We start from the raw sequence: 24,230 nt of genomic DNA on the forward strand, positions 1-24,230 counted from the left end.
TTAACCACCGGCAAGTTTGACTGTGAATCCTTTCTTTTCAAGGAACTGCTTAATACTTTCACGCTGATCCCCTTGAATTTCGATAATACCATCCTTTACTGCACCGCCGCAGCCACAGACTTTTTTAAGCTCTTTAGCTAATTTTTTTAGCTCTGCTGCCTCAAGTAATAAACCGTTGACTGTAATAACCCCTTTACCTTTTCGGCCTTTTGTCTCGCGCTTTATTCTTACGATACCATCGCCAGTTGGCACAGCTGCTGGTGGCTTTTCTTGTTTAATTCGGCCGCTATCGGTTGAAAAAACTAAAACTGAGTCTTCGTTATGGCGCATTTATCCTTTCCTAACTTAATTTACCTAATGCATACTTACATTTTAACAGAGCTTGAGGCTTACATAAATTTAATTGCCTGATAGAATGTAGATTAATATTTTTATCCCCAATGAGAGTGCAAGCGAATCATTACATGTGCAATATGATGACCTCTCTATGTTCAATAACGTTATTCGAGTGTTTCTATGAAGTGGTTAACTATCATCTTACTGACTTTATTAGTGTTATTGCAACATCGGTTATGGTTTGGTAAAAACAGCTGGCCTGACTATATACAGCTTAAGCAAGAAATTGCCTCTCAAACACAGGCTAATAAAGTGTTAGCCAATAAAAATAATCTACAGTACAAAGAAATTTCGGATCTTAAGGATGGCTTAGAAGCCATTGAAGAACGAGCGCGCAGTCAGCTGGGGTTAATAAAAAAGAATGAAGATTACTATCGTATTATCGAATAATAAATAAAGAGTTTATATTGGCAAAATTACCTTTGTTCGCTGTGATGCCTGCTGCTGGAGTTGGCAAACGCATGGGCAGTGATATCCCTAAGCAATACTTGCAGATAGCAAAAAAAGCGATTATTGAATACAGCCTTGAGCCGTTACTAGCTTGTTCTGAGGTTGAATCAGTTGTGATTGCTTTAAGTGAAAATGATGACTGGTTTTCAGCGCTAGCTATTGCTTCACACCCTAAAATTCAATGTGTTGTTGGTGGCGGGGAACGTGCTGATTCAGTTTTAAGTGCCTTAAAGTCATTGTCCGAGCAAGGGCGAGTACTGGTTCATGATGCAGCTAGACCGTGTTTGACAACTGGTGATGTCGACGCTTTATTAGCAGCACAGACGGCTGAGCATGGCGCTATTCTTGCGAGCCAAGTGCGCGATACGATGAAACGCGGTAAGGCTGATGGGACGATCTCAACAACCGTTGAACGTGAAAATTTATTTCACGCACTGACTCCGCAATTATTTGACTTAGCTAGCTTACGTAAAGCGCTCAGCAATGCGTTAACACAAGGTGTTACCATTACTGATGAAGCTTCTGCCATGGAGTGGGCTGGGTATACGGTAAAGTTAGTAGCAGGGCGCAGCGATAATATAAAAGTTACTCGAGCAGAAGACTTACAATTGGCCACGTTATTTTTAACGCAGCAACAACGAATAAACCAAGGATAACATAATGAGAATAGGTCATGGCTTTGATGTCCATAAATTTGGTGGGCCAGGCCCCGTGATTATTGCGGGTGTTGCAATTGAACATGAACAGGGCTTAATTGCTCACTCAGATGGTGATGTCGCGCTACACGCATTATGTGATGCGTTGTTAGGTGCCTGTGCGATGGGGGATATAGGTCACCATTTCCCTGATACCGATGACAACTTTAAAGGCGTTGATTCAAGAGAGTTGTTGCGTCACGTGTGGCAATTAATCCGTGCTAAAGGCTTTATTATGGGTAACTTAGACTTAACCATCGTCGCTCAAGCACCAAAAATGGCACCACATATTGAATCTATGCGTGCAATTGTAGCTCAAGACTTGGCCTGTGATTTAGAGCAAGTGAACATCAAGGCGACTACAACAGAAAAGTTAGGTTATGTTGGTCGTAAAGAGGGTATATCTGCCCATGCTGTGGTGTTACTGATGAAGCAGGGACAGGCTTAATGGCGTTACCTCAGTGGAGCTACTTACATGGTCAACCATCTCAAAAAGGGGTGATAAGAAGTCAACCAAGTGATTTTAAAGTGGTTGAAAACCTAGGTTATGAGGCTGATGGTCAAGGTGAACACCTTTTTTTGTTAATCGAGAAAACGGGGTTAAATACAACTTATGTTGCTAAGTTAATTGCACGCTGGGCTGGTGTTACATCTCGTGAAGTAAGCTATGCCGGCCTTAAAGATCGTCATGGCGTTACGACACAAACTTTTAGTGTGCAGCTGCCAGGGCGAGAAGCTCCGGAAATCAGAGCATTAGAGTCAGAGCAGCTTAAGGTTTTATCTGTCACTCGTAATAGCAAAAAACTACGTCGCGGCGCGTTAAAAGGCAATTGTTTTACTTTAAATATTCAGGGTCTAAACCTTGACCCTGCACTTGAAAAACGTTTAGCTACTATTAAAGAGTGCGGTGTACCTAATTACTTTGGTGAACAACGCTTTGGGCATCAAGGTGGCAACATTGAAGCGGCTCGCGTTATGTTTGGTGGAGAAAAGGTTAAAAATCGCGATAAGCGTTCTATGTATTTATCTGCTGCCCGCTCCTATATTTTTAACAATGTGGTCAGTGAACGAATTCAAGCTTCTCTTTATCAACAGCCATTAGCTGGCGATGCGTTTATTCTCTTTGGCAGTAAAGCAGGCTTTACTCCTGAGAGTCTTGATAATGAAATTATCGATCGTTTCAAACAGCGCGATATTATTTTAAGCGCACCCATGTGGGGGAAAGGGCTGTCCAAAGCGAAGGATCAAGCTTTAGCCTTTGAGTCTTCGGTGGTCGACAATGATGCTTTTTTATGCCAAGGCTTAGAAAATGCCGGCCTCAAGCAAGAGCGACGCGCCATATTGGTCTGGCCTCAGTCTTTGGCATGGCAAGAGTCCACTGACGGTGTCAGGATTTCGTTTTCATTACCCGCAGGTAGTTATGCTACAAGTGTATTACGTGAGTTGGCACTAATCAGTGATGCTAGCTTATCTCAGGAGGCTAAATGAATATATTAGTAAGTAATGATGACGGGGTGAACGCTCCGGGTATTGAAGCTTTATATAAAGCTTTAAAAGATATTGCTGGTGACATTTCTGTTGTTGCCCCTGATCGCAACTGTAGTGCAGCTAGTAGCTCTTTGACGTTACAAAACCCTTTACGTTGTGCCACGATGGATAATGGGTTTATTTCGGTCAACGGTACTCCAACAGATTGCGTACACTTAGCAATAAATATGTTATTAGAACATGATCCTGAGTTAGTTATTACAGGCATTAATGCTGGTGCTAATTTAGGTGATGATGTTATCTACTCGGGTACTGTCGCTGCGGCAATGGAAGGGCGTTATATGGGGTTACCTTCAGTAGCCGTTTCCCTATGTGGTAAGGCATTAATTCATTATGAAACGGCGGGTTATTATGCTGCAAAGATTGCACAGCAGCTTAGAGAATGTCCATTACCAGCGAACCAAATCTTAAACATTAATGTTCCAGATATACCAATTAATCAAGTTAAAGGTATAAAGGTCACTCGTTTAGGCGCAAGACACCGTGCTACATCGATGGTTAAGACACAAGATCCAGCAGGGCGGGATATTTATTGGGTCGGTCCGTTAGCCAAAGAAGATGATGCCGGAGAGGGCACCGATTTTCACGCAATTGCAAATGGCTATGTATCAATTACGCCATTAACGGTAGACTTGACAGCTCATCATCGTATTGAAAAATTAAAGCACTGGGCATCTGATTTATGAGCACTCAAGTTAAAGCGAGTACTTTACATGGCCAACGGTTAGCAAAACGTTTGGCTGAAGATGGGGTAAATGATCCTCGAGTACTTGAAGTTATAGCTGCGACACCTAGACAAATATTTATCGACCAAGCACTAGAGTATAAAGCCTATGAGAATACGGCTTTGCCTATAGGGCATGGTCAAACCATTTCTCAGCCATATATTGTGGCTCGGATGACTCAAGTGTTATTAGCAAAGGGCCCCTTAAGTAGTGTTTTAGAAATTGGTACTGGCTCAGGCTATCAGTGTGCTGTGTTAGCTCAGTTAGTTGAGCATGTTTATACCGTTGAAAGAATTAAAGCATTACAACGGCAAGCAAAAAGACGTTTGCGCTTGATCGATCTTCATAATGTGTCGATGAAACATGGTGATGGCTGGCAAGGTTGGGCTGCGAAAGGGCCGTTTGACGCAATTATGGTAACTGCTGCTCCTGACCAAGTGCCCGTTGAATTATTAAAGCAGCTCAAAGATGGTGGGCAAATGATTATTCCGGTTGGGGTTGACTCGCAAACCTTAATGCTGATTACGCGAGAAGGGGAGCGCTTTGCGCAACAGCGGATAGAGGCGGTAAAATTTGTTCCTTTATTAGCTGGTGAGTTGTGTTAATTTAGCGGCAAGGTTAACTATTTTTAGCACTAACATTGGGATTTAGGCTGTATATATACATGGACTGGCATTTGTCTTTTACGCGAACAGTTTTTACTGTCGTACTCATTACATTACTTTTTGGTTGTGCTTCCGGTACAGGGCCTGCGCCCGTTGCATCGATTTCAACATCACCAAAGCCGCCGCCATTGGCTAATCTCTCAGAAAAAAAATATTTAGTTCAAAAGGGGGATACCCTTTACTCCATTGCGTTTGCGACAGGTGTCTCTGCTAAATTGCTGGCAAAATACAATAAAATTGCTCCTCCCTATATCATTTATCCTGGAAAATGGTTAAGTTTAGTTAATCAAGGAACGTCTGCAACACCCAAACCAGTGGTAACGGCTAAGGTGTCAAAAAAATGGCAGAAAAAACTTGATAGTCAAAAAAAAGGTACGTATTCTAAAAATGTAACTAAGCCAAAACGCTCAACCACGACTCAACAAAAGAAAAGCTATATAGAGTCTAAAGATAATAACTTTGCAAGCAAGATCGCCAAATGGGTTTGGCCTGCAAAAGGGCGTGTTGTATCGGCATACTCTGCGAGTGCGCAGGGGAATAAAGGGATAGATATCGCTGGACTACGGGGAAGTGACATTGTTGCTTCCGCAGCAGGCAAAGTTGTTTATTCTGGCAATGCGTTAAGAGGTTATGGAAATTTGATTATTATCAAACATAACGACGATTTCCTTAGTGCTTATGCTCATAATGACAGAATCTTTGTGAAGGAAAAACAACGGATAAAACAAGGGCAGGTGATTGCCAAAATGGGGGATACTGGATCTGATAAGGTTCAACTCCATTTTGAGATTCGCTTCCGTGGTAAGTCCGTTAACCCAGCTCATTATCTACCAAAACGATAACTCTTAGATAACGATTAATGTTCAGTTTACTGACATTTTTCAGGGGAGCAATATTATGGGACGTCAAGCAGCTACTTCAACCGTAGAAAAAACTACTAACACAACAGAATCAGAAAAAGCATTAAATCTGGATGCAACTCAAATCTATTTAAGTGAAATAGGCTTCTCTCCACTTTTAAGTGCAGAAGAAGAAGTTTATTTTTCCCGACTTTCATTAAAAGGTGATGAAGCTGCCCGTAAACGAATGATTGAAAGTAATCTACGTTTAGTGGTTAAAATTTCACGCCGTTACTTAAACCGTGGCCTAGCTTTACTTGATTTAATCGAGGAAGGAAATTTAGGGCTGATTCGTGCGGTTGAAAAATTTGATCCTGAACGAGGTTTTCGTTTTTCAACGTATGCGACGTGGTGGATTCGTCAAACAATCGAACGTGCCATCATGAATCAGACCCGCACCATTCGTTTACCTATCCATGTGGTTAAAGAGTTAAATATATATTTACGTGCAGCGCGTGAGCTAGCACAAGAGCTAGATCATGAGCCAACTGCTGAAGATATAGCAGTGAAATTAGATAAGCCAATATCTGATGTCAGTAAAATGTTGAAACTGAATGAAAAAGTGAGCTCAGTTGACAACCCTGTTGGTGGGGCAAGTGATAAAGCATTGCTTGACATTATTGCTGCTGGGGATAGTTATACTCCTGAAAGTACGACAATGGATGATGATATTAATCAAAGTTTAGTGCGCTGGTTAAATGAGCTAAATACTAAGCAACGAGAAGTTTTAGCCCGCCGTTTCGGACTGTTAGGCCATGAACCTTCAACCTTAGAAGTAGTGGGTCGTGAAATTGGCTTGACACGAGAACGTGTTCGTCAGATTCAAGTCGAAGCCTTAAAGAGGATGCAAGATATTTTAAAAAGCCAAGGTTTGTCTGTTGAAACCTTATTCCCAGCGGGGAGTTAAGGTGCAATTATCGATATGTTGAGTTATGCACGCTAGGTCAGTCATGTGATGTCTTGGCGTAAATTGATTTAATCGGCTAGTCTAAGCCATTGAGGAAAAGAGTTGTTATCATTGATAGCAACTCTTTTTTTTGCTTATTTGAGTTGGTTTTTTAATTGATACACCAACTCAAGCGCTTGTTTCGGAGATAAGTCGTCAGGGTCTAGTTCGACTAGTTGGTCGACTACTGCCTGATTAGGATTATCCTCAATAATAGTAGGTATTGTAATTGGCTTGTCACTCGACTGTGATTGGCTATTTAACTCAAGCTCGGTTAGTTTAGCTTTGGCTATTTGAGTAACGACCTTTGGGATCCCAGCTAACTTCGCAACCTGAATACCGTAGCTTTTATTCGCTGCACCTTCCTCAACATGATGTAAAAAGGCAATATCGTCGCCATGTTCAATAGCATCTAAATGAACATTAACGAGTTGCGGCAATTGTTCAGATAACTGGGTTAACTCAAAGTAATGGGTCGCAAAAAGTGTTAGAGAGTTCGCTTTGGTTGCTAAGTAATGAGCAGATGCCCAAGCGAGTGATAAACCGTCAAAGGTGCTGGTCCCTCGGCCTATCTCATCCATTAATACTAAACTATGTTCAGTAGCATTATGAAGGATGTTAGCTGTTTCAGTCATCTCAACCATAAAGGTTGAACGGCCACTAGCCAAGTCATCCGATGCGCCGATACGGGTAAAGATGCGATCAATTTTACCAAGGTGAGCTGTGCTTGCGGGCACGTAACAACCAATGTGTGCCATCAGGCAAATTAATGCTGTTTGACGCATATATGTAGATTTACCGCCCATATTAGGGCCTGTGATCACAAGCATCTGACGCTGGTCTGTTAATTTAACTGGGTTAGCGATAAATGGAGCACTCATTACTTGTTCAACTACGGGGTGCCTTGCTTCATTCAACTCAATACCAATACCTTGATGAAATGTCGGGCAGTGGTAATTTAAGTCTTCAGCTCTCGCTGAAAAGTTTGTTAAAACATCTAGTTGTGAAAGTGCTGTCGAAGTCTTTTGTAGTTGCGCCAGCAACGGCATTAATTGATCAAATAACTGCTCGTAAAGTTGCTTTTCTAATGCTAATGCTTTGCCTTGACTACTGAGTACTTTATCTTCATGTTCCTTTAATTCAGGAATAATAAAGCGCTCGTTATTTTTCAATGTCTGGCGACGAATATATGCCTCAGGCGCATTCATTGCTTGTGACTTGCTGATTTCGATAAAATAGCCATGGACTTTGTTATAGCCAACTTTAAGTGAAGACAGTCCTGTGGCTTCTCTCTCACGAATCTCTAATTGCTCTAAAAAGTCTGTGGCCCCTTTGCTTAATGAGCGCCATTGATCAAGCTCTTCGTGGTAGCCAGGGGCAATTACGCCACCGTCTCTAATTAATGTTGGAGGGTTTTCCACAACTGCTGCTTGTAAAAGTGCGACCAACTCTGGATATAAGCTAATTTCTTTAGCCAGTTGTTTTATTCGTAAATTGTCTTTATTTTCAATCAAAAGTTCTTGTAGTGTTGGGAGCTGCATTAATGCGTGGCGTAACTTTGCAAAGTCACGTGGCCTCGCTGAGCGTAATGCCATTCGGCCTAATACACGTTCAATATCGCCAACATTGCGTAGTGTTTGATGAATGGGTTCGATATTTTGTTGCTCAATAAATGAACCCACAGCACTAAGTCGCTGACTAATCAGGTGGTGATCGCGTGATGGTTGATGAATCCAACGTTGTAGTAAGCGCGAACCCATTGCTGTTGCGGTTTTATCGAGTATAGAGACCAAGGTGTTATCAACACCTCCCCCGATATTGCGCGTGAGCTCGAGGTTGCGACGTGTGGCTGCATCTAAGATTATACAATTAGTGTGATCGGTTAACTTGATTTGACTAATCTGTGGTAATGCAACGCGCTGTGTGTCATTGACATATTGCATTAAACAACCGGCGGCAGTCAGTGCGACTTTTGCTGACTCAACGCCAAAGCCCGAAAGGGTGTCCGTTTTAAATTGACGGTTTAATAAATCAATTGCCGTGCTTAAATCGAATTCCCAAGGAGGGCAGGCACGTAAACCTTTACGTTGTTCAATTAAGGCTAAATTATCCCACTGCTCAGGATATAGAATTTCAGTCGGGTTGGTTCGATGGAGTTCTGACTCAAATTGCTCAGTAGTTTCTAATTCACTGATATTAAATTCACCACTGGCTACATCAAGGGTGGCAAAGCCGAAAATACCTTTTTGCTCAAAGACACTGGCAACGATATTGTCTTGATGATCATTTAATAATGCTTCATCTGTAATGGTGCCTGGAGTGACTATGCGTACTACCTGACGCTCGACCGGCCCTTTACTTGTTGCGGGGTCACCAATTTGCTCACATAATGCGACTGACTCGCCTAGGTTGACTAATTTGGCTAAATAATTATCAGCAGCATGATAAGGAATGCCAGCCATTGGGATTGGTGCGCCACCACTTTTACCACGGGCTGTTAAAGAAATGTCGAGTAATTGTGAGGCACGCTTAGCATCATCAAAAAACAATTCATAAAAGTCTCCCATACGATAAAAAACTAAAATGTCGGGATGTTGACTTTTTATCGTTAGATACTGTTGCATCATTGGCGTGTGATTAGCAAAAGTGTCATTGTTTGATGTAGCGGCAGTCATAAAATAAACTCAAATAATTTACTGGTTAAAACACTGTGCAAGGATACGTGATTAATAAAAAGATCAAAAGAAAAACTCATCTAAAATCCCACTGGAAAAGGCTTTTAGCAAAAACAAATAAAAAAAATTAAAATTACACTTGATACTGTATGATTGTACAGTATACTAATCGACATCAACTTTATACTAGATTAATGCAATGGAGCCGTTAATGGACAGCAACAAAACTAAAGCTTTAGACGCCGCATTAGGCCAGATCGAAAAACAATTTGGTAAAGGCTCTATTATGCGTCTAGGCGATGCACGCGCCTTAGATATCGAGTCAGTATCAACGGGTTCGTTAGGTTTAGATATTGCCTTAGGCATAGGTGGTTTGCCTATGGGACGTATTGTTGAAATCTACGGCCCAGAATCATCAGGTAAAACAACATTAACATTGCAAGTTATCGCAGAAGCACAAAAGAAAGGCAAAGTGTGTGCCTTTGTTGATGCTGAGCATGCATTAGACCCTATTTATGCAACTAAGCTAGGTGTTGATATCGATCAACTATTAGTTTCTCAACCTGATACTGGTGAGCAGGCATTAGAAATTGTTGATATGTTAACGCGCTCTGGTGCTGTTGATGTGATTATCGTCGATTCAGTTGCCGCATTAACACCAAAAGCTGAGATTGAAGGCGATATGGGTGACTCTCATATGGGCTTGCAAGCACGTTTGATGTCTCAGGCTTTACGTAAATTGACAGCAAACATCAAACGCTCTAACACATTATGTATTTTCATTAACCAAATACGTATGAAGATTGGTGTGATGTTTGGTAATCCTGAAACAACGACAGGTGGTAATGCGCTTAAGTTTTACGCTTCGGTGCGTTTAGATATCCGTCGTATTGGTGCGGTTAAAAATGGCGATGAGATCGTTGGTAATGAAACGCGTGTTAAAGTAGTTAAAAATAAAGTATCGCCACCATTTAAGCAAGCTGAGTTCCAAATCCTATACGGTGAAGGCACCTCTAAATATGGTGAGTTAATCGATTGGGGTGTGAAAGAGAAGCTTGTTGAAAAAGCCGGTGCTTGGTATAGCTATAAAGGCAGTAAAATTGGCCAAGGTAAAGCGAACAGCATTAACTTCTTAAAAGATAACCCTGAAGTAACAGGCGAAATCGAAACAAAATTACGTGACGCCTTGTTAATTAAGCCAACGGATGAGCCTGATGAAGAGCCGCTTGCTCAACCAGAAGAGTAAGTAATCATCCTATTAAGATAGCAACCATAAGGTTGCTATTTTTTTGCATAATAGAATAACTTGAAAATTAACGATGACGCAGTCTGTTTGAAACTAATAACCATTGCATTAAAATTTATCCCAATCCTTTTTATAATCAAATTACTCTTATAAAACTCCCTCTTTATACCTATTTTTTAACTTGATATTGATTAAAACTAGCTTTTTAAGCGATAAGCTGGCTCAATGCCTGTTTGTAGACGTATAATACGCCATATTTTTTAGATTAAGTTACCAAGTAGGAACCTTATGATGCACATGTCGACTGCTGAAATTAGAGATGCATTTTTAGCTTATTATCAACAGCAACAACACCAGGTTGTGGCTAGTAGCTCATTAATCCCGGGCAATGATGCCACATTATTATTTACTAACGCTGGCATGGTGCCATTTAAAGATGTCTTTATTGGCACTGATAAGCGTGCTTACAACCGAGCTACTTCATCGCAGCGCTGTGTTCGTGCTGGTGGTAAGCACAATGATTTAGAAAACGTTGGCTATACAGCACGTCACCATACATTTTTTGAAATGCTAGGTAATTTTAGTTTCGGTGATTACTTTAAACGTGAAGCGATCAAATTTGCGTGGCACTTTTTAACAGAAGAATTAAAGTTACCAAAAGAAAAATTATGGGTGACAGTTTTTGAAGAAGATCGTGAAGCTGAAGAGATTTGGTTAAACGAAATCGGTGTAAACCCTGATTGCCTATCGCGCATTGGCGCTAAAGATAATTTCTGGTCTATGGGAGACACAGGTCCTTGTGGACCTTGTACTGAAATTTTCTTTGATCACGGTGAAGGTGTTGCAGGTGGTCCACCTGGTACACCAGAAGAGGATGGTGATCGTTACATTGAGATTTGGAACTTAGTATTTATGCAGTTCAACCGTCAGGCCGACGGAACAATGGAAGATCTACCAAAACCGTCTGTTGACACAGGTATGGGTCTTGAGCGAATTGCTGCCATTATGCAAGGTGTTCACTCAAACTATGAAATTGATATTTTTCAAGGCTTAATTAAAGCTGCTGCAAAGATTATCGGTACTAATGATTTAGACAATAAATCGTTACGAGTTATTGCCGATCATATCCGTTCATGTTCTTTCCTTATTGCTGATGGAGTTATGCCGTCGAATGAAGGGCGCGGGTATGTATTACGACGTATTATTCGCCGTGCGGTACGACACGGTAATAGCTTAGGTGCGAAAGGCTTATTTTTCTATCAATTGTTGGACGAATTAATTGTTCAAATGGGTCAAGCCTACCCAGAGCTTGAAAAGAATAAAGGAATTATTACCAAATTATTAAAAGCTGAAGAAGAGCAGTTTGCTCGTACGCTTGATCGTGGCTTGATGATTCTTGATGAAGCATTAGAAAAGCAGCAGGGTAAAGTGATTGATGGTGAGTTAGTGTTTAAATTATATGACACTTACGGCTTCCCGGCAGATCTGACGGCGGATATCGCTCGTGAACGTGACCTAGAGATCGATCAAGCTGGTTTTGAGAGTGCGATGGCAGCTCAGCGTCAGCGAGCACAAAAAGCGAGTAACTTTGCTGTTGATTATAATGAGCAGTTAAAGCTTGAAGGTGAAACACAGTTCTTAGGCTACGAAGAGCAGACCAATGATGCGCTTGTAACAGCTTTAGTCGTTGATGGCGAAGAAGTAAGTGAGTTAGTTCAAGATCAACGCGCAATTGTGGTATTAGATCAATCAGCATTTTATGCAGAGTCAGGTGGTCAGGTTGGCGATACTGGTACCATCACCACATCAAATGGCGTATTCAAAGTTGAAGACACCACTAAAATTGGTTCAGTATTTGGCCATGTTGGTGTTGTTATCTCAGGTACTGTTAGTATTAATGATAAAGCTAACGCTGAAATTAACCATAAGCGTCGTAACGACATTGCATTAAATCATTCTGTTACGCATATCTTACATGCAGTACTTCGTCGTGAACTTGGCGAACATGTTACTCAGAAAGGATCTCTAGTAGAAGCTGATAAGCTGCGTTTTGACTTCTCTCACTTTGAAGGTGTCACAGCTGATCAGTTAATGGAAGTTGAGCGAATGGTTAATGACTATATTCGTCAAAATGCTGCTGTAGAAACTCAGTTGATGGACCTAGAACAAGCGAAATCTGCTGGTGCGATGGCATTATTTGGTGAAAAGTACGATAACGATGTTCGCGTTGTTAGTATGGGGCCATTATCGGTTGAACTATGTGGTGGTACGCATGTCACAAATACAGGTGACATTGGTTTATTTAAAATTGTCTCTGAAGCAGGTATTGCTGCTGGCGTACGTCGTATTGAAGCTGTAACAGGCAGCTATGCAATCGAGCATATGCAAATGTTAGAGAATCAGTTAAGCACCACTGCGTCGGTATTGAAAACTGACAGTAGCAACTTAATTGAAAAGTCTCAGCAGTTAGTTGAAAAGAACCGTCAATTAGATAAATTAGTTAATGAGCTTAAGGCACAGCTTGCTAGTCAGCAAGGCGCAAACTTGTTAGATAATGTGATCGAAATAAATGGCATTAAAGTTCTTATTGCGCAACTGGACGGCGTTGATAGTAAAACACTGCGAGGCTCTGTTGATGAGCTTAAAAATAAACTAGGCAGTGGTATTGTTATGGCAGCAGTTGTTGATGGTGCCAAAATTAGTTTAATTGCTGGTGTTACAAAGGACTTAACAGGTAAAGTCAAAGCAGGTGAATTGGTGAACGTGGTTGCTACCCAAGTCGGTGGTAAAGGCGGTGGTCGCCCTGATATGGCTATGGCTGGTGGCTCAGATGTTGCTGCGTTACCGCAAGCAATGGCAAGCGTAGAGCAATGGTTAGCAGATAAACTGTAATTTAGTTTTTTTTGCAATAAACCGAATCTGAATGCCAACATCACGTTGGCATTTTTGTATGTAAATTGTTAATTAGGTATTTATTGTGATCTTATTGTGTGATGGCAGTGTAATATTTCAAATAAAGCATCAAAGATTAACTATTTAATATATAATTTACGCAAGTGAGTCTATATAATTCGCTTGTTTTTTAACCCGGGGTCAATCGGATTTTTAGTTACAGGAGTAAGTTATGTTAATTTTAACTCGCCGTGTCGGTGAAACTTTAATGGTTGGTGATGAAGTTACTGTTACCGTTTTAGGTGTTAAAGGTAATCAAGTACGTATTGGTGTTAACGCGCCTAAAGAAGTTGCTGTTCATCGTGAAGAAATCTATCAGCGTATTCAGCAAGAAAAAACATCAGGAGAAACTGGCTTATAGTTGGTTAGTTTGATGTTCTGTGGAAACATTCTTGTTTCCACACTTTTCCCTCTCTTTCATATCTACTCTTTCTTTATTCTACTGCTCTGTCGAATTCTCAGACCTAAACCTAATCACCTATTTTATTTTTACAATGAACATTTAGGTGTTTATTGCTTCCGTCCTTAAGTTTAAAAGCGCATTTAGAATGCTTGTGGCCTTTGTTTTTAACGCCAGAGTATCAATCTAGGGAATCAAATGATTGATACTGAACTCGGTACATTCATCGTTAAAAATACCTTATTGCGATTGTGAAACGCAATTCCCTAATTAAAATGCCTAATATGAACTATTTATTGAGCGTGTTGCTTAAAAAGGATGCAAAGGGTAAATAAGTATGAAAAAACTGTTTGACTTATTTCTGCTACCCAGTATTATACGCCGCATACCGGAGAGGTGGCCGAGTGGCCGAAGGCGCTCCCCTGCTAAGGGAGTATGGGCTTTAACTCCCATCGAGGGTTCGAATCCCTCCTTCTCCGCCATTTACTTATTTAAGTAAATTGAAAGGTATTAAAGTGCGCATGTAGCTCAGCTGGATAGAGTACCTGGCTACGAACCAGGCGGTCGGAGGTTCGACTCCTTCCATGCGCGCCACTTTTTAATTTTTTTATTATAATGAATGGGACGATATGTAATTCGTTGTTAGAAATAAGATACGCGCATGTAGCTCAGCTGGATAGAGTACCTGGCTACGAACCAGGCGGTCGGAGGTTCGACTCCTTCCATGCGCGCCATCCTATTTTGAAATTGTTGCGCGCATGTAGCTCAGCTGGATAGAGTACCTGGCTACGAACCAGGCGGTCGGAGGTTCGACTCCTTCCATGCGCGCCATATTTTCTTTTCTAAGTATCTAAACACCTTCAAAAAATAAAAATCCTATACCTTAAAAAGATATCGTTAATTTGTCTCGTTACTTTCGTACGATAACTATTAAAACTTTTCATGTGTTGCATATATTAACTCTGTTAAGCCTCACTCAATTAATCATTAAACTTTATACCTATTTCATTAGTTAAGTCACCTTACCGCATCTTTACAAAATACGCGTAAACAAGACGCTAGATTTAAAAGTAATCTCATTAATAGTCTGCACTCTAACCCGTTACAAACTGGCCACTTAATTAACGGGGTTGGTATAAGTTAAAAAACTCATTACGCCACTTCATTTCCAGCTTCTAAGAGGGGCTGCTATCATTTAAAACGCTTTTCAACATGCTCATCGCTTTCAGCCTGCCTGATGAATAGCTTTTTCTATTGTTCCACTTTCGACCCCCTTCAGATTGTTAATAAAAAACCAGTTAAAGAAGTATATGTTTTTGTGTTTTTGTTAAAAAAGAAACTTTTTTATTATTTTGGTTAAGTTTTTTGTCTTTTTTAGCTTACAAAAAAATCATCATTGTTTACGTGGAGGTAAACTTTTCGCGGTGTTGATGGTTTCGAACCTTGATGCTTTAGTTTTAATTCACAGTGCCTTTCTTGCTCTAGCTTATTGTTTTTTAACAGTTGTTCTTTTTTGTTTTTATAAACTTTAACTCTTGAAGTTTACCTATGCGTAAACTTTGTGTGGGGTGATCTCGCTTTTATATTTGTGAACAAAAAGTAAGCATAAAGTATGCTTTTTTATTTCTGCCTTTCTTAAGTTGTTGAAATTAAAAGTTTATTTATTTGTTTTTTATGGTGGGTAAGTTGTCTTACCAATTTTGCTTGATTCTTGTTTTTAGCACAGGTATAAATGTGTCATCAAAGTACAGCAAAGGTTGTGTTTTTGTTAAATTAGAGTTTTTATCTCGATTTTGTGAATATTAATTCGTTTTATGTGACTAAAGTCTAGTGTTATGTGAATTGATATTTAATTGAGTGTTTTAATTCTTGTTTCTTTATTAACAAATGTAGGTGTTTTTATGGATATTTCACAAGCGCTAGCTACCGCAGCAAATATCATGTTGCTCGGAATGGTTTGTGTCTTTGTGTTTCTTGGTTTACTCGTTGTCGCCATTAATCTTTTGGCTAAGTTTTGCCCTGAAGAGGTGGTTCCTGCACCAGCTAAACCAACAAATACAAATGATCCACTCAACCCTGATGTGGTTGCCGCTATTACAGCTGCCGTTCACAAATACCGTCAATCGCGCGAATAATTTACTCGCATAAGATTTTGTAACTAGGAGTTATTATGTCTAAACGTCTTGCCCTGACCGATGTGGTTTTAAGAGATGCTCATCAGTCTTTATTGGCGACCCGTTTCCGTCTCGAAGATATGTTACCTATTGCCGATAAACTAGATAAAGTTGGCTTTTGGTCTTTAGAAACATGGGGCGGAGCTACCTTCGACTCTTGTATTCGATACTTAGGCGAAGATCCTTGGCATAGAATTCGTGAGTTAAAGAAAGCGATGCCAAATACCCCACAACAAATGCTGCTACGCGGCCAAAACTTATTAGGCTATCGCCATTATGCTGATGATGTTGTAGTTAAATTTGTTGAGCGCGCGCACAAGAACGGTGTTGATGTATTCCGTGTATTTGATGCAATGAATGACGTGCGCAATCTTGAAACAGCCATTAAATCAGTTGTTGCCGTTGGCGGACATGCTCAAGGCACAATTTCTTATACGACTAGCCCAGTACACAACCTACAAATGTGGTTGGATATGGCTAAACGTCTTGAAGATATGGGGTCTCACTCAATTTGTATTAAAGATATGGCGGGCCTATTAAAGCCGTTTGATGCGTATGAGTTAATTACGAGCCTTAAAAAGACAGTTGATCTACCTATCACCATGCAATGTCACGCAACGACGGGCCTATCAACGGCGACTTATCAAAAAGCGATTGAAGCTGATATTGATATGTTAGATACCGCAAGTTCGTCAATGAGTTCAACTTATGGTCATACTGCGACAGAAACTGTGGTTGCAATGACTCAAGGTACAGAATATGACACAGGCCTTGATTTAGAGCTGTTAGAGGAAATCGCAGCCTACTTCCGTGTTGTGCGTAAGAAGTATGAAAAGTTTGAAGGTAGCCTACGTGGTGTTGATGCACGTATTTTACTGGCGCAAGTTCCTGGTGGCATGTTAACTAACATGGAAAACCAGCTTAAAGAGCAGGGCGCAGGCGACAAGATGGATGAGGTTCTTTTGGAAATCCCGAAAGTACGTGAAGATCTTGGCTTTATTCCACTAGTGACACCAACCTCGCAAATCGTTGGAACACAAGCGGTATTAAACGTATTGACCGGTGAGCGTTATAAGAGCATCTCTAAAGAGACAGCTGGCGTACTAAAAGGTGAGTACGGTGCAACAGCAGCGCCTAAAAATGCTGAATTACAAGCTCGTGTTCTTGATGGTGCAGAAGAAATTACTTGTCGTCCTGCGGATTTAATTGATGATGAGTTTAAACAGTTAAGTGAAGAGTTAATTGCTTTAGCCAAAGAGAAAAACATTCAGTTAAGTGAGAATGTCGAGGATGATGTATTAACTTATGCACTGTTCCCTCAGATCGGACTTAAATTCTTAGAGAATAGAAATAACCCTGATGCGTTTGAACCGCATCCAGACAACGAAGTTGCAGCACCTGCTCCGTCTACTCCAGCAGCATCTGGTGGTGCAGAAACTTACAGTGTTCGTGTTAATGGTCAAGTTTATCAAGTCGATGTTGCAGCAGGCGGTGAAATCAGTGAAATCACTCCTGTGAGTGGTTCAGCAACACCAATTTCAGCAACTCCTGCACCAGCGGCAGCGCCAACAAGTGCTGAGCCATTAGTAGCTCCACTCGCTGGTAATATCTTTAAAGTGCTAGTGCAGCCAGGTCAGCAAGTCGTTGCTGGTGAAGTTGTCATTATTCTTGAAGCAATGAAAATGGAAACTGAAGTACGTGCAGTGACTGGCGGAACAGTGGCTCAAGTGATGACAAAAGAAGGTGACGCTGTTGCAGTTGGCGAAGCTTTACTGACAATAGGTTAAGAGGCAGTAATGGAAGGATTACTTACACTATGGCGTGACACTGGTTTAGCAAACTTCGAGCTAGGCCAGATGATCATGATGGCAGTTGGTGCCGGGTTATTGTTTTTAGCAATAGCTCGCGGTTATGAACCATTATTATTACTACCCATTGGTTTTGGTTGTATTCTAGCGAATATTCCAATGGCAGGCTTTACCGAAGAAGGTGGAGTGTTGTGGTATATCTATTATATTGGTATTGAAACCGGAATATTCCCTTTGTTGATCTTCATGGGCGTTGGCGCAATGACTGACTTTGGGGCGCTTATTGCTAACCCTAAAATGCTGTTTTTAGGTGCGTCTGCTCAATTTGGTATCTTTGCTACCTTATTTGGCGCAATTGCGTTAAATGTTGTTCCAGGTTTCGAATTTAGCTTAGCTGATGCGTCTGCTATTGCAATTATTGGTGGTGCAGATGGCCCAACTGCGATTTTCTTAGCGTCTAAACTTGCGCCAGAATTATTAGGGGCAATTGCGGTAGCTGCATATTCATACATGGCGTTGGTACCAATTATCCAACCGCCAATTATGAAAGCGTTAACGACATCAAAAGAGCGTGAAATTGTAATGGAGCAGTTACGTCATGTATCTAAACGTGAAAAAATTATTTTCCCGTTAGCGGTACTGTTCTTAACAATTCTGTTCTTGCCAGCAGCAACACCGCTTGTAGGTATGTTCTGTTTAGGTAACTTGATGCGCGAATCGGGTGTAGTTGATCGTTTAAGCTCAACAGCACAAAACGAGTTAATCAATATCGTAACCATCTTCTTAGGCTTAGCAGTTGGTTCGAAACTATCGGCTGAATCGTTCTTATCAGTGGAAACACTAGGTATTTTAGCACTAGGTGCTGTGGCATTTAGTATCGGTACGGCATCAGGTGTAATGATGGCGAAGGTGATGGGGCGTTTCTCTAAATCACCGATTAACCCACTCCTTGGCGCTGCGGGTGTATCTGCGGTTCCAATGGCAGCCCGTGTTGTAAATAAAGTCGGTTTAGAGGCGAATCCGCATAACTTCCTATTGATGCATGCAATGGGTCCAAATGTGGCAGGTGTTCTAGGGTCGGCTGTTGCTGCTGGTATCTTACTGGCTATCGTTGGCGGCTAAGCATAAATAACACTAAATGTTCAGTGATAAAAAAGGCAGCTAATTTATTTTAGCTGCCTTTTTATTTGTTAGGTCATTTTATCGTGGCTATTTAGAGAAAAAGATATGATGCTGATGTAAATTACTTAATGGTCCTGAACTATTGTATTTTTCTTCTTTTAGTAGCGCTGTGCTGAGAGCCGCGTAGTTATTGGCTAGTTCGCTTTTATATAGAATGACCTCACTACTACTCACTTTAGTTTCTGCATTAACTAAAGATTTATAATCGGGTAATGACTTGGCCGTTGGTAGCGTGCCTGAGGTCTCACCGACAAAGGTCCAGCGAATTGGAACAAAGGTGTTATTGCTCTCGTCTACGACACGGTAATGGCTGGTAATGCTGACCATTGGGTAGTCTGCAACGGCAGAAAAATCATAACTGCCATCACCATTGAACTCAGTAAAAAATCCTGTATCAATGTCTGGCATTTCTGCTTCAGGTGATAGATTTAACAGCGTGTCATGCTGCGCTGCATAGAGCGAATGAGTACTTGAAACTTGAAATGTACCAAAGAGTGAATCTGCATCTACGTGGTTATTTTTACCCTGTGAGTAGAAGCGAGCATCATCACTGTGACTGTGAGTTTCAAATAACAATACGCTTTCTGTCAGTTCTGGCGATGTGGTTAAGAAATGTAAGTTATCAGCAAATAATTGCCCTGTCGTTAACTCATCAAACTGCGTGGCTGCGATACCTGTTGTTATTGCTGAATCAAAAGAAATTAATTGTAAATTGCCTTGCTCGGGTTGAGTAAAATCATTGGTGATTTCTGTGCGACCAATTAACTCATCCGAGCCGCTTGGCCCTTGGACAAAAAATGAATGAGTTGGCCACTCGCCATCGGCGACACGGCAAACTTCCACATCTTTAAATAGTGTAGTTCTATCATCTACAAGCTCGGCAGTAACTGTGCCCGCTGACGTCCCTGCTAGTGTTAATTCATCTAAGCTGGTATGTGCCAATTCAATATCTTGCGTAACACACTGACAATTTGTGTTATCGGCTAACGCTGCCCTATCGAGGGTTAATGCTGCATTGATGCTAGAGCTGATATTGGCGTAGCTGTAAATATTAAGATCTTTTAAATTATCACCGTTATAACTTGGACTCACTACTGAATAGTTAATTATGCTTTGAGTGGTGACAATCGAAATTTGACCCAACTCGTCTGTTTGGTGAGTTGAAATGACATCCCAGTTGGCATCTTGAAGTAGCACTTCGACATTTGGAACCGCTTGTGACTCTCCACATTGATTGGTGGTGCTAACGGTAAGATCAAAAGTATATTCTTTGGTGTTATTTCCAGGCGTTGAGCTTGAGCCAGAGCCTCCACCACCACAGCCAACAAGCAGGGCTGTTACTGTTGCAGCAATCAGAGTTTTGTTTAAGTTTTTCATAGAGTGTAAATATTCCGTTATAAATTGGAGCTATTATATCCGTACAGGGAAGGACTAACTGTAATTAATGGTTGATTTCATCGTTGTCATTAGTCTAACTGAGCTTTAGCTAACAGACTTGAACTTCTCGTTTAGGTCAACCACAACATTAAGCTGAGGTAGGCTGCAATTGTGCCGCCAATGCCTAGGATGTATATAAAGCCTTTTTTACCTTGTTTTAAACTCCAGCCATTAGCATTTAAATACAAAGCCCAGACCAAACAGAGAATTAGTGGCAATAAAAATATTTTTGTTATCATGATTCGATTATCATAGTAGGTAATTTAGCTAACTTTACCAAAATGTTTGAAAGAGGCACAGTGTTATGTCAGACAATTGTTTACCTAGTCAATTTAATGCAATGGCAATAAAAGAGTTTGGCGCTGCTGAAGTATTAACTCTTATGCAATTACCCTTACCACAACTTGACGCTGGACAGGTGCTTGTAAAAAGCAATGCTGCGTCCATTAATCCCATCGATTACAAAACGCGTGCTGGCCTCGGGTGGGCAGCCCAACAAAATGCGGACAAACTCCCGATGGTTCTAGGTTATGATTGCCTTGGCGAAGTTGTTGCTGTTGCTGATGATGTCGAGGGTTTTAACGTAGGTGATAAAGTCTTGGGGATGGTGGGTTTTCCATTAAACGCCGGAGCCTATGGCGAATATGTCAGTGTTGAGAGTAAAGACATTATAAAAGTCAGTGGGCAAGCTAGCAGTGACTTGGCTGCTTTACCGTTAATTGGCTTAACGGCGATGCAAGGATTATTCAGTCATGGAAATTTAATCGCTGGTGAGACGGTCGTTATTAGTGGTGCTAGTGGCAGTGTGGGCTTTTTAGCTGTTCAACTTGCGCTTGCAGCGGGTGCCAATGTTGTTGCACTTGCAAGCTCGGTATCTAATCCCATGCTTGAGGCGTTAGGTGACGTACAAGTCATTGACTATAAAACACCACAAGCACTTAGCCAGCTATCAACAGTTAACTTATGGTTTGATTTGGTCGGCGGCGTAGCTGCAATATCACAGCTAGAGTTAGTTGAAAACGTTGAACGCTTAGTGACCGTGCCGACCATTACTGCTTCAGAAGTGTGCGATAGCGTCGCTAACAAAGGTGTTGAGGGGCAGGGTATGTTAGTTAGCCCAGACATAAATCAGTTAACTAAATTAGTGCAGATGGTTGAAAACCAACAACTACGCCTCAATATCGCTAAGATAATTGATTTTAAACTTGCGGCTAATGCACATCAAGCACTAGAGTCTGGTGAGATTAAAGGTAAAGTCGTTCTTGAATTTAGTTAAGCCACATTCATGCTTTTAGGGTTATTCATTAGCTGCTTCTTAGCAGCGACATTGTTACCCGGTGGTTCAGAAGCACTGCTATTATATTTAGTGGAGCAGCACCCTACTCAAGTAACTGCAATGCTTATTGTTGCAAGTGTTGGCAATAGCTTAGGCTCATTAACAAGTTATGGCTTAGGCTATCTTGGGCGGGTTAAAGTAAATCCAGAGCAACTTGACTCAAAGGCGGCGCGTTTAGTTGAACGCTATGGTGTGTATTCACTGATTTTTAGTTGGTTACCACTTGTAGGTGATCTATTGTGTGTACTAGCAGGCTACTTTAAGTATCGCTTCATACCAAGCTTAATTTTGATTAGCTTAGGTAAAACATTGCGCTACACCATTTTGGTGTGGGGCTATATAAAATTTATCCAATAATGGTGCGCTGAAGCTTTTGCTTACATTCGCGACTTGTTGAACACTTTTAGCAGTGCTAGAGTCGACACCATTAAGCTAGCTATGGCTAGATAACTACCCATTTATCAATGAATGATAATTTGAGAGAGTATTTTGACTGATTGTTATAAAAGCAAAATCACCGAGCTGATGGATGCGCAATACGCCCCTGTTTTCACTCAGATTCAACGGGGAATTGAACGTGAGGCATTGCGAATAGATGATAATGCAAAACTCTCGACCAAACCTCATGCTGAGGCATTAGGGTCTGCACTAACCCACCCATCGATCACCACCGATTATGCAGAAACATTATTGGAATTTATTACACCAGTTAGTCAGGATATTGATGAGTTGGTGACTTATCTTAGAGACGTTCACCGTTATACGTTAAATAATATTGATGGTGAAATGTTATGGCCAATGAGTATGCCTTGTGTCATTGCTAATGAAGAAGATATCGAATTAGCGCAGTATGGTGACTCTAATGTAGGCAAGATGAAAACGGTTTATCGTGAAGGGTTAAGAAATCGTTACGGCAGCCTGATGCAAATTATTTCTGGCTTGCACTTTAACTTCTCTCTGTCTGATCAGGCATGGCCATTATTGCAAACATTTTTTGACAATCAAGATGAGACGGCGGATTTTCGTTCAGAGCGCTATTTTTCATTGATTCGTAATTTTCATCGTCTTGGTTGGGTCATCCCTTATATGTTTGGCTCATCCCCCGCGCTATGTGGCTCATTTTTACAAGGTGATATGCCGTATGAATTCGAGAAAATGGGGCAGGGAACATACTACTTACCCTATGGTACGAGTTTACGCCTGAGCGATTTAGGATATACCAACAGTGAACAAGATAATTTATCGATTTGTTACAACAACATTGATAACTATGTCGATTCGGTCAATCAAGCTATTGCCACACCGTCACTGAAGTTTGCAGAAATTGGCATCGAACAAGACGGGGTTTATAGCCAGTTAAATAGTAATGTATTGCAAATTGAAAATGAACTCTATGCGCCAATTCGACCTAAACGCGTCGCTGACTCGGGGCAAACACCGTCTCAAGCTTTAAAAGCGGGTGGTGTTGAATATATTGAAGTACGTTCATTAGATATCAACCCATTTGCCGATATCGGGATCACCAAAGATCAAATTCGTTTCTTGGACTTATTCTTAGTCCACTGTTTATTATGGCAAGATAAGCCGATGAGCCAAGAGCAGCGGCAAGAGAAAGTGGATAACTTAAATAAAGTAATCCTCCAAGGCCGCGATCCAGCGCTTAATCTGATGCAATCAGGTCAAGAAGTTGAACTCAAAGCGTGGATGGCTCAATTGTTTGATGCGTTAACAACCATAGCACAGCTGTTTGACCATCACTTAGGTGGTGATGACTACAAGCAATGTTTAGCGTTGTTTTCACCGATGGTCAATGATCCTCAAGCGACGTTTTCTGGCCAACTGATGGCTAAGCTAAAACAGGACAACTTAGACAACACGCCATTTGGTATCGAGCAAGCGAAGAAATTTAGAGAACAATTAAGTGCGGGTGATTACCAAGCCATTTCTTATCAATCACTGTTGCAACAGGCTGAACTGTCTCATAAGCAACAGCGTGATATTGAACAAGCCGATAGCATCAGTTTTAGTCAATACTTAGAGCAATACTTTAATGATGCGCGTGCTTAAATTTAAAAAACAGCCAAAGCTTGTAGCCGTTATTGCCATCACATTGGCGTTTATGACTGCGGGTTGCAGTACGTCGCCGCCGGCCAACCCAGAAAATATTTGTGCTATTTTCAAGGAACATGAGCATTGGCATGAGGCTGCACTCGATGCGAAAGAGAAATGGGGTGTTCCTGTCCATATCCCTATTGCGATGATGTATCAAGAAAGCTCATTTAAGGCTGAAGCAAGACCGCCGATGCGCTATTTTTGGGGCTTTATTCCTTACGGCCGAGCTAGTTCTGCTTATGGCTATGCCCAAGCGAAGACCATGACTTGGCAAGATTATGTTAGGGAAACGGGGAATAGCTGGAGCGATCGCAATGAGTTTGATGATGCGATGGACTTCATGGGCTGGTTTATCTATAAGACTCATCGGATCAACGGTGTTTCAAAGTGGAACGCTTATGGTCAATACCTCAATTACCATGAAGGTTGGGGCGGTTACAAACGTAAATCTTATAATAAAAAACCTTGGCTAAAAAAAGTTGCGCGTAAAGTTGAATCCCGTGCTAAACGTTATGCTGGGCAATACAAAAAATGTAAAGACAACCTATCAAGTAGCTGGTGGTAGGTTGGCTTGCTAGCTAACG

21 protein-coding genes and 4 tRNA genes are annotated in these 24,230 nt (G+C 41.1%); 22 read left to right on the forward strand and 3 right to left on the reverse strand.

The window, feature by feature from the left end:
- On the reverse strand, positions 1–330 hold the full coding sequence (gene yciH / locus Q8W26_RS14595; protein WP_101214888.1) for a stress response translation initiation inhibitor YciH: 330 nt from the start codon (positions 328–330) through the stop codon (positions 1–3).
- Positions 331–516: 186 nt separating this feature from the next.
- On the opposite strand from yciH, the gene ftsB reads away from it, so the two are divergent.
- Genes ftsB through rpoS form a run of 8 tightly spaced genes read left to right on the forward strand, consistent with a single transcriptional unit; the run spans position 517 to position 6,285 of the window.
- Positions 517–786, forward strand: coding sequence for a cell division protein FtsB (gene ftsB / locus Q8W26_RS14600; protein ID WP_101214887.1), 270 nt, complete (start codon positions 517–519; stop codon positions 784–786).
- A gap of 17 nt (positions 787–803) precedes the next feature.
- The gene (gene ispD, locus Q8W26_RS14605) at positions 804–1,502 is read left to right on the forward strand and encodes a 2-C-methyl-D-erythritol 4-phosphate cytidylyltransferase (protein WP_305473684.1); all 699 of its coding nucleotides are present in this window, start codon (positions 804–806) and stop codon (positions 1,500–1,502) included.
- Between the two features lie 4 nt (positions 1,503–1,506).
- Entirely contained in the window at positions 1,507–1,989 is a 483-nt protein-coding gene (gene ispF, locus Q8W26_RS14610) for a 2-C-methyl-D-erythritol 2,4-cyclodiphosphate synthase (RefSeq protein WP_101214886.1), read from the forward strand.
- Positions 1,989–3,029: a tRNA pseudouridine(13) synthase TruD gene (gene truD / locus Q8W26_RS14615; RefSeq protein WP_101214885.1), complete on the forward strand. Its 1,041-nt coding sequence runs from the start codon at positions 1,989–1,991 to the stop codon at positions 3,027–3,029. The genes ispF and truD overlap by 1 nt, the downstream gene beginning before the upstream one ends.
- Entirely contained in the window at positions 3,026–3,775 is a 750-nt protein-coding gene (gene surE / locus Q8W26_RS14620) for a 5'/3'-nucleotidase SurE (RefSeq protein ID WP_101214884.1), read from the forward strand. The genes truD and surE overlap by 4 nt, the downstream gene beginning before the upstream one ends.
- Entirely contained in the window at positions 3,772–4,419 is a 648-nt protein-coding gene (locus tag Q8W26_RS14625) for a protein-L-isoaspartate(D-aspartate) O-methyltransferase (RefSeq protein WP_101214883.1), read from the forward strand. The genes surE and Q8W26_RS14625 overlap by 4 nt, the downstream gene beginning before the upstream one ends.
- 59 nt (positions 4,420–4,478) lie before the next feature.
- Positions 4,479–5,321, forward strand: a complete 843-nt coding sequence (locus Q8W26_RS14630; protein ID WP_101214882.1) for a peptidoglycan DD-metalloendopeptidase family protein — start codon at positions 4,479–4,481, stop codon at positions 5,319–5,321.
- A gap of 55 nt (positions 5,322–5,376) precedes the next feature.
- Positions 5,377–6,285 carry an RNA polymerase sigma factor RpoS gene (rpoS, locus tag Q8W26_RS14635; RefSeq protein ID WP_101214881.1) on the forward strand — a complete coding sequence of 303 codons (909 nt, stop codon included), beginning with the start codon at positions 5,377–5,379 and terminating at the stop codon, positions 6,283–6,285.
- A 134-nt stretch (positions 6,286–6,419) separates the two neighbouring features.
- Here the strand turns inward: rpoS and mutS are convergent, their stop codons facing one another.
- The gene (mutS, locus tag Q8W26_RS14640; protein WP_101214880.1) at positions 6,420–8,999 is read right to left on the reverse strand and encodes a DNA mismatch repair protein MutS; all 2,580 of its coding nucleotides are present in this window, start codon (positions 8,997–8,999) and stop codon (positions 6,420–6,422) included.
- Between the two features lie 211 nt (positions 9,000–9,210).
- On the opposite strand from mutS, the gene recA reads away from it, so the two are divergent.
- The 10 genes from recA to Q8W26_RS14690 all read left to right on the forward strand — a co-directional run bounded on the left by recA (position 9,211) and on the right by Q8W26_RS14690 (position 18,701).
- Positions 9,211–10,245 (forward strand): recombinase RecA, encoded by a 1,035-nt coding sequence (recA, locus tag Q8W26_RS14645; protein ID WP_101214879.1) that lies wholly within the window; start codon positions 9,211–9,213, stop codon positions 10,243–10,245.
- A 291-nt stretch (positions 10,246–10,536) separates the two neighbouring features.
- Positions 10,537–13,137 carry an alanine--tRNA ligase gene (gene alaS, locus Q8W26_RS14650; RefSeq protein WP_305473694.1) on the forward strand — a complete coding sequence of 867 codons (2,601 nt, stop codon included), beginning with the start codon at positions 10,537–10,539 and terminating at the stop codon, positions 13,135–13,137.
- Positions 13,138–13,369: 232 nt separating this feature from the next.
- Positions 13,370–13,558, forward strand: a complete 189-nt coding sequence (gene csrA / locus Q8W26_RS14655) for a carbon storage regulator CsrA (RefSeq protein ID WP_101214877.1) — start codon at positions 13,370–13,372, stop codon at positions 13,556–13,558.
- Positions 13,559–13,987: 429 nt separating this feature from the next.
- Positions 13,988–14,079, forward strand: a tRNA-Ser gene (locus tag Q8W26_RS14660).
- A 35-nt stretch (positions 14,080–14,114) separates the two neighbouring features.
- Positions 14,115–14,191 (forward strand) — tRNA-Arg (locus tag Q8W26_RS14665).
- Between the two features lie 63 nt (positions 14,192–14,254).
- Positions 14,255–14,331, forward strand: a tRNA-Arg gene (locus Q8W26_RS14670).
- A 20-nt stretch (positions 14,332–14,351) separates the two neighbouring features.
- Positions 14,352–14,428 (forward strand) — tRNA-Arg (locus Q8W26_RS14675).
- Between the two features lie 1,070 nt (positions 14,429–15,498).
- Entirely contained in the window at positions 15,499–15,732 is a 234-nt protein-coding gene (locus Q8W26_RS14680; RefSeq protein ID WP_101214876.1) for an OadG family transporter subunit, read from the forward strand.
- 35 nt (positions 15,733–15,767) lie between these two features.
- Positions 15,768–17,558: a sodium-extruding oxaloacetate decarboxylase subunit alpha gene (gene oadA / locus Q8W26_RS14685; RefSeq protein ID WP_101214875.1), complete on the forward strand. Its 1,791-nt coding sequence runs from the start codon at positions 15,768–15,770 to the stop codon at positions 17,556–17,558.
- 9 nt (positions 17,559–17,567) lie between these two features.
- Entirely contained in the window at positions 17,568–18,701 is a 1,134-nt protein-coding gene (locus Q8W26_RS14690) for a sodium ion-translocating decarboxylase subunit beta (protein ID WP_101214874.1), read from the forward strand.
- A gap of 87 nt (positions 18,702–18,788) precedes the next feature.
- On the opposite strand, the gene Q8W26_RS14695 is transcribed toward Q8W26_RS14690, so the two are convergent.
- Positions 18,789–20,138, reverse strand: coding sequence for a hypothetical protein (locus Q8W26_RS14695; protein WP_101214873.1), 1,350 nt, complete (start codon positions 20,136–20,138; stop codon positions 18,789–18,791).
- Between the two features lie 364 nt (positions 20,139–20,502).
- On the opposite strand from Q8W26_RS14695, the gene Q8W26_RS14700 reads away from it, so the two are divergent.
- From Q8W26_RS14700 to Q8W26_RS14715, 4 genes are all read left to right on the forward strand, one after another.
- Positions 20,503–21,474 (forward strand): NADP-dependent oxidoreductase, encoded by a 972-nt coding sequence (locus Q8W26_RS14700; protein ID WP_101214872.1) that lies wholly within the window; start codon positions 20,503–20,505, stop codon positions 21,472–21,474.
- Positions 21,475–21,483: 9 nt separating this feature from the next.
- On the forward strand, positions 21,484–21,891 hold the full coding sequence (locus Q8W26_RS14705; RefSeq protein WP_101214871.1) for a YqaA family protein: 408 nt from the start codon (positions 21,484–21,486) through the stop codon (positions 21,889–21,891).
- A 132-nt stretch (positions 21,892–22,023) separates the two neighbouring features.
- Positions 22,024–23,601, forward strand: coding sequence for a glutamate--cysteine ligase (gshA, locus tag Q8W26_RS14710; RefSeq protein ID WP_305473685.1), 1,578 nt, complete (start codon positions 22,024–22,026; stop codon positions 23,599–23,601).
- A gap of 31 nt (positions 23,602–23,632) precedes the next feature.
- Positions 23,633–24,211, forward strand: coding sequence for a hypothetical protein (locus tag Q8W26_RS14715; protein ID WP_370694288.1), 579 nt, complete (start codon positions 23,633–23,635; stop codon positions 24,209–24,211).
- Positions 24,212–24,230: the final 19 nt, after the last annotated feature.

The organism is Psychrobium sp. 1_MG-2023, from assembly GCF_030689115.1.
In the GTDB taxonomy this organism is placed as follows: Bacteria; Pseudomonadota; Gammaproteobacteria; order Enterobacterales; family Psychrobiaceae; genus Psychrobium.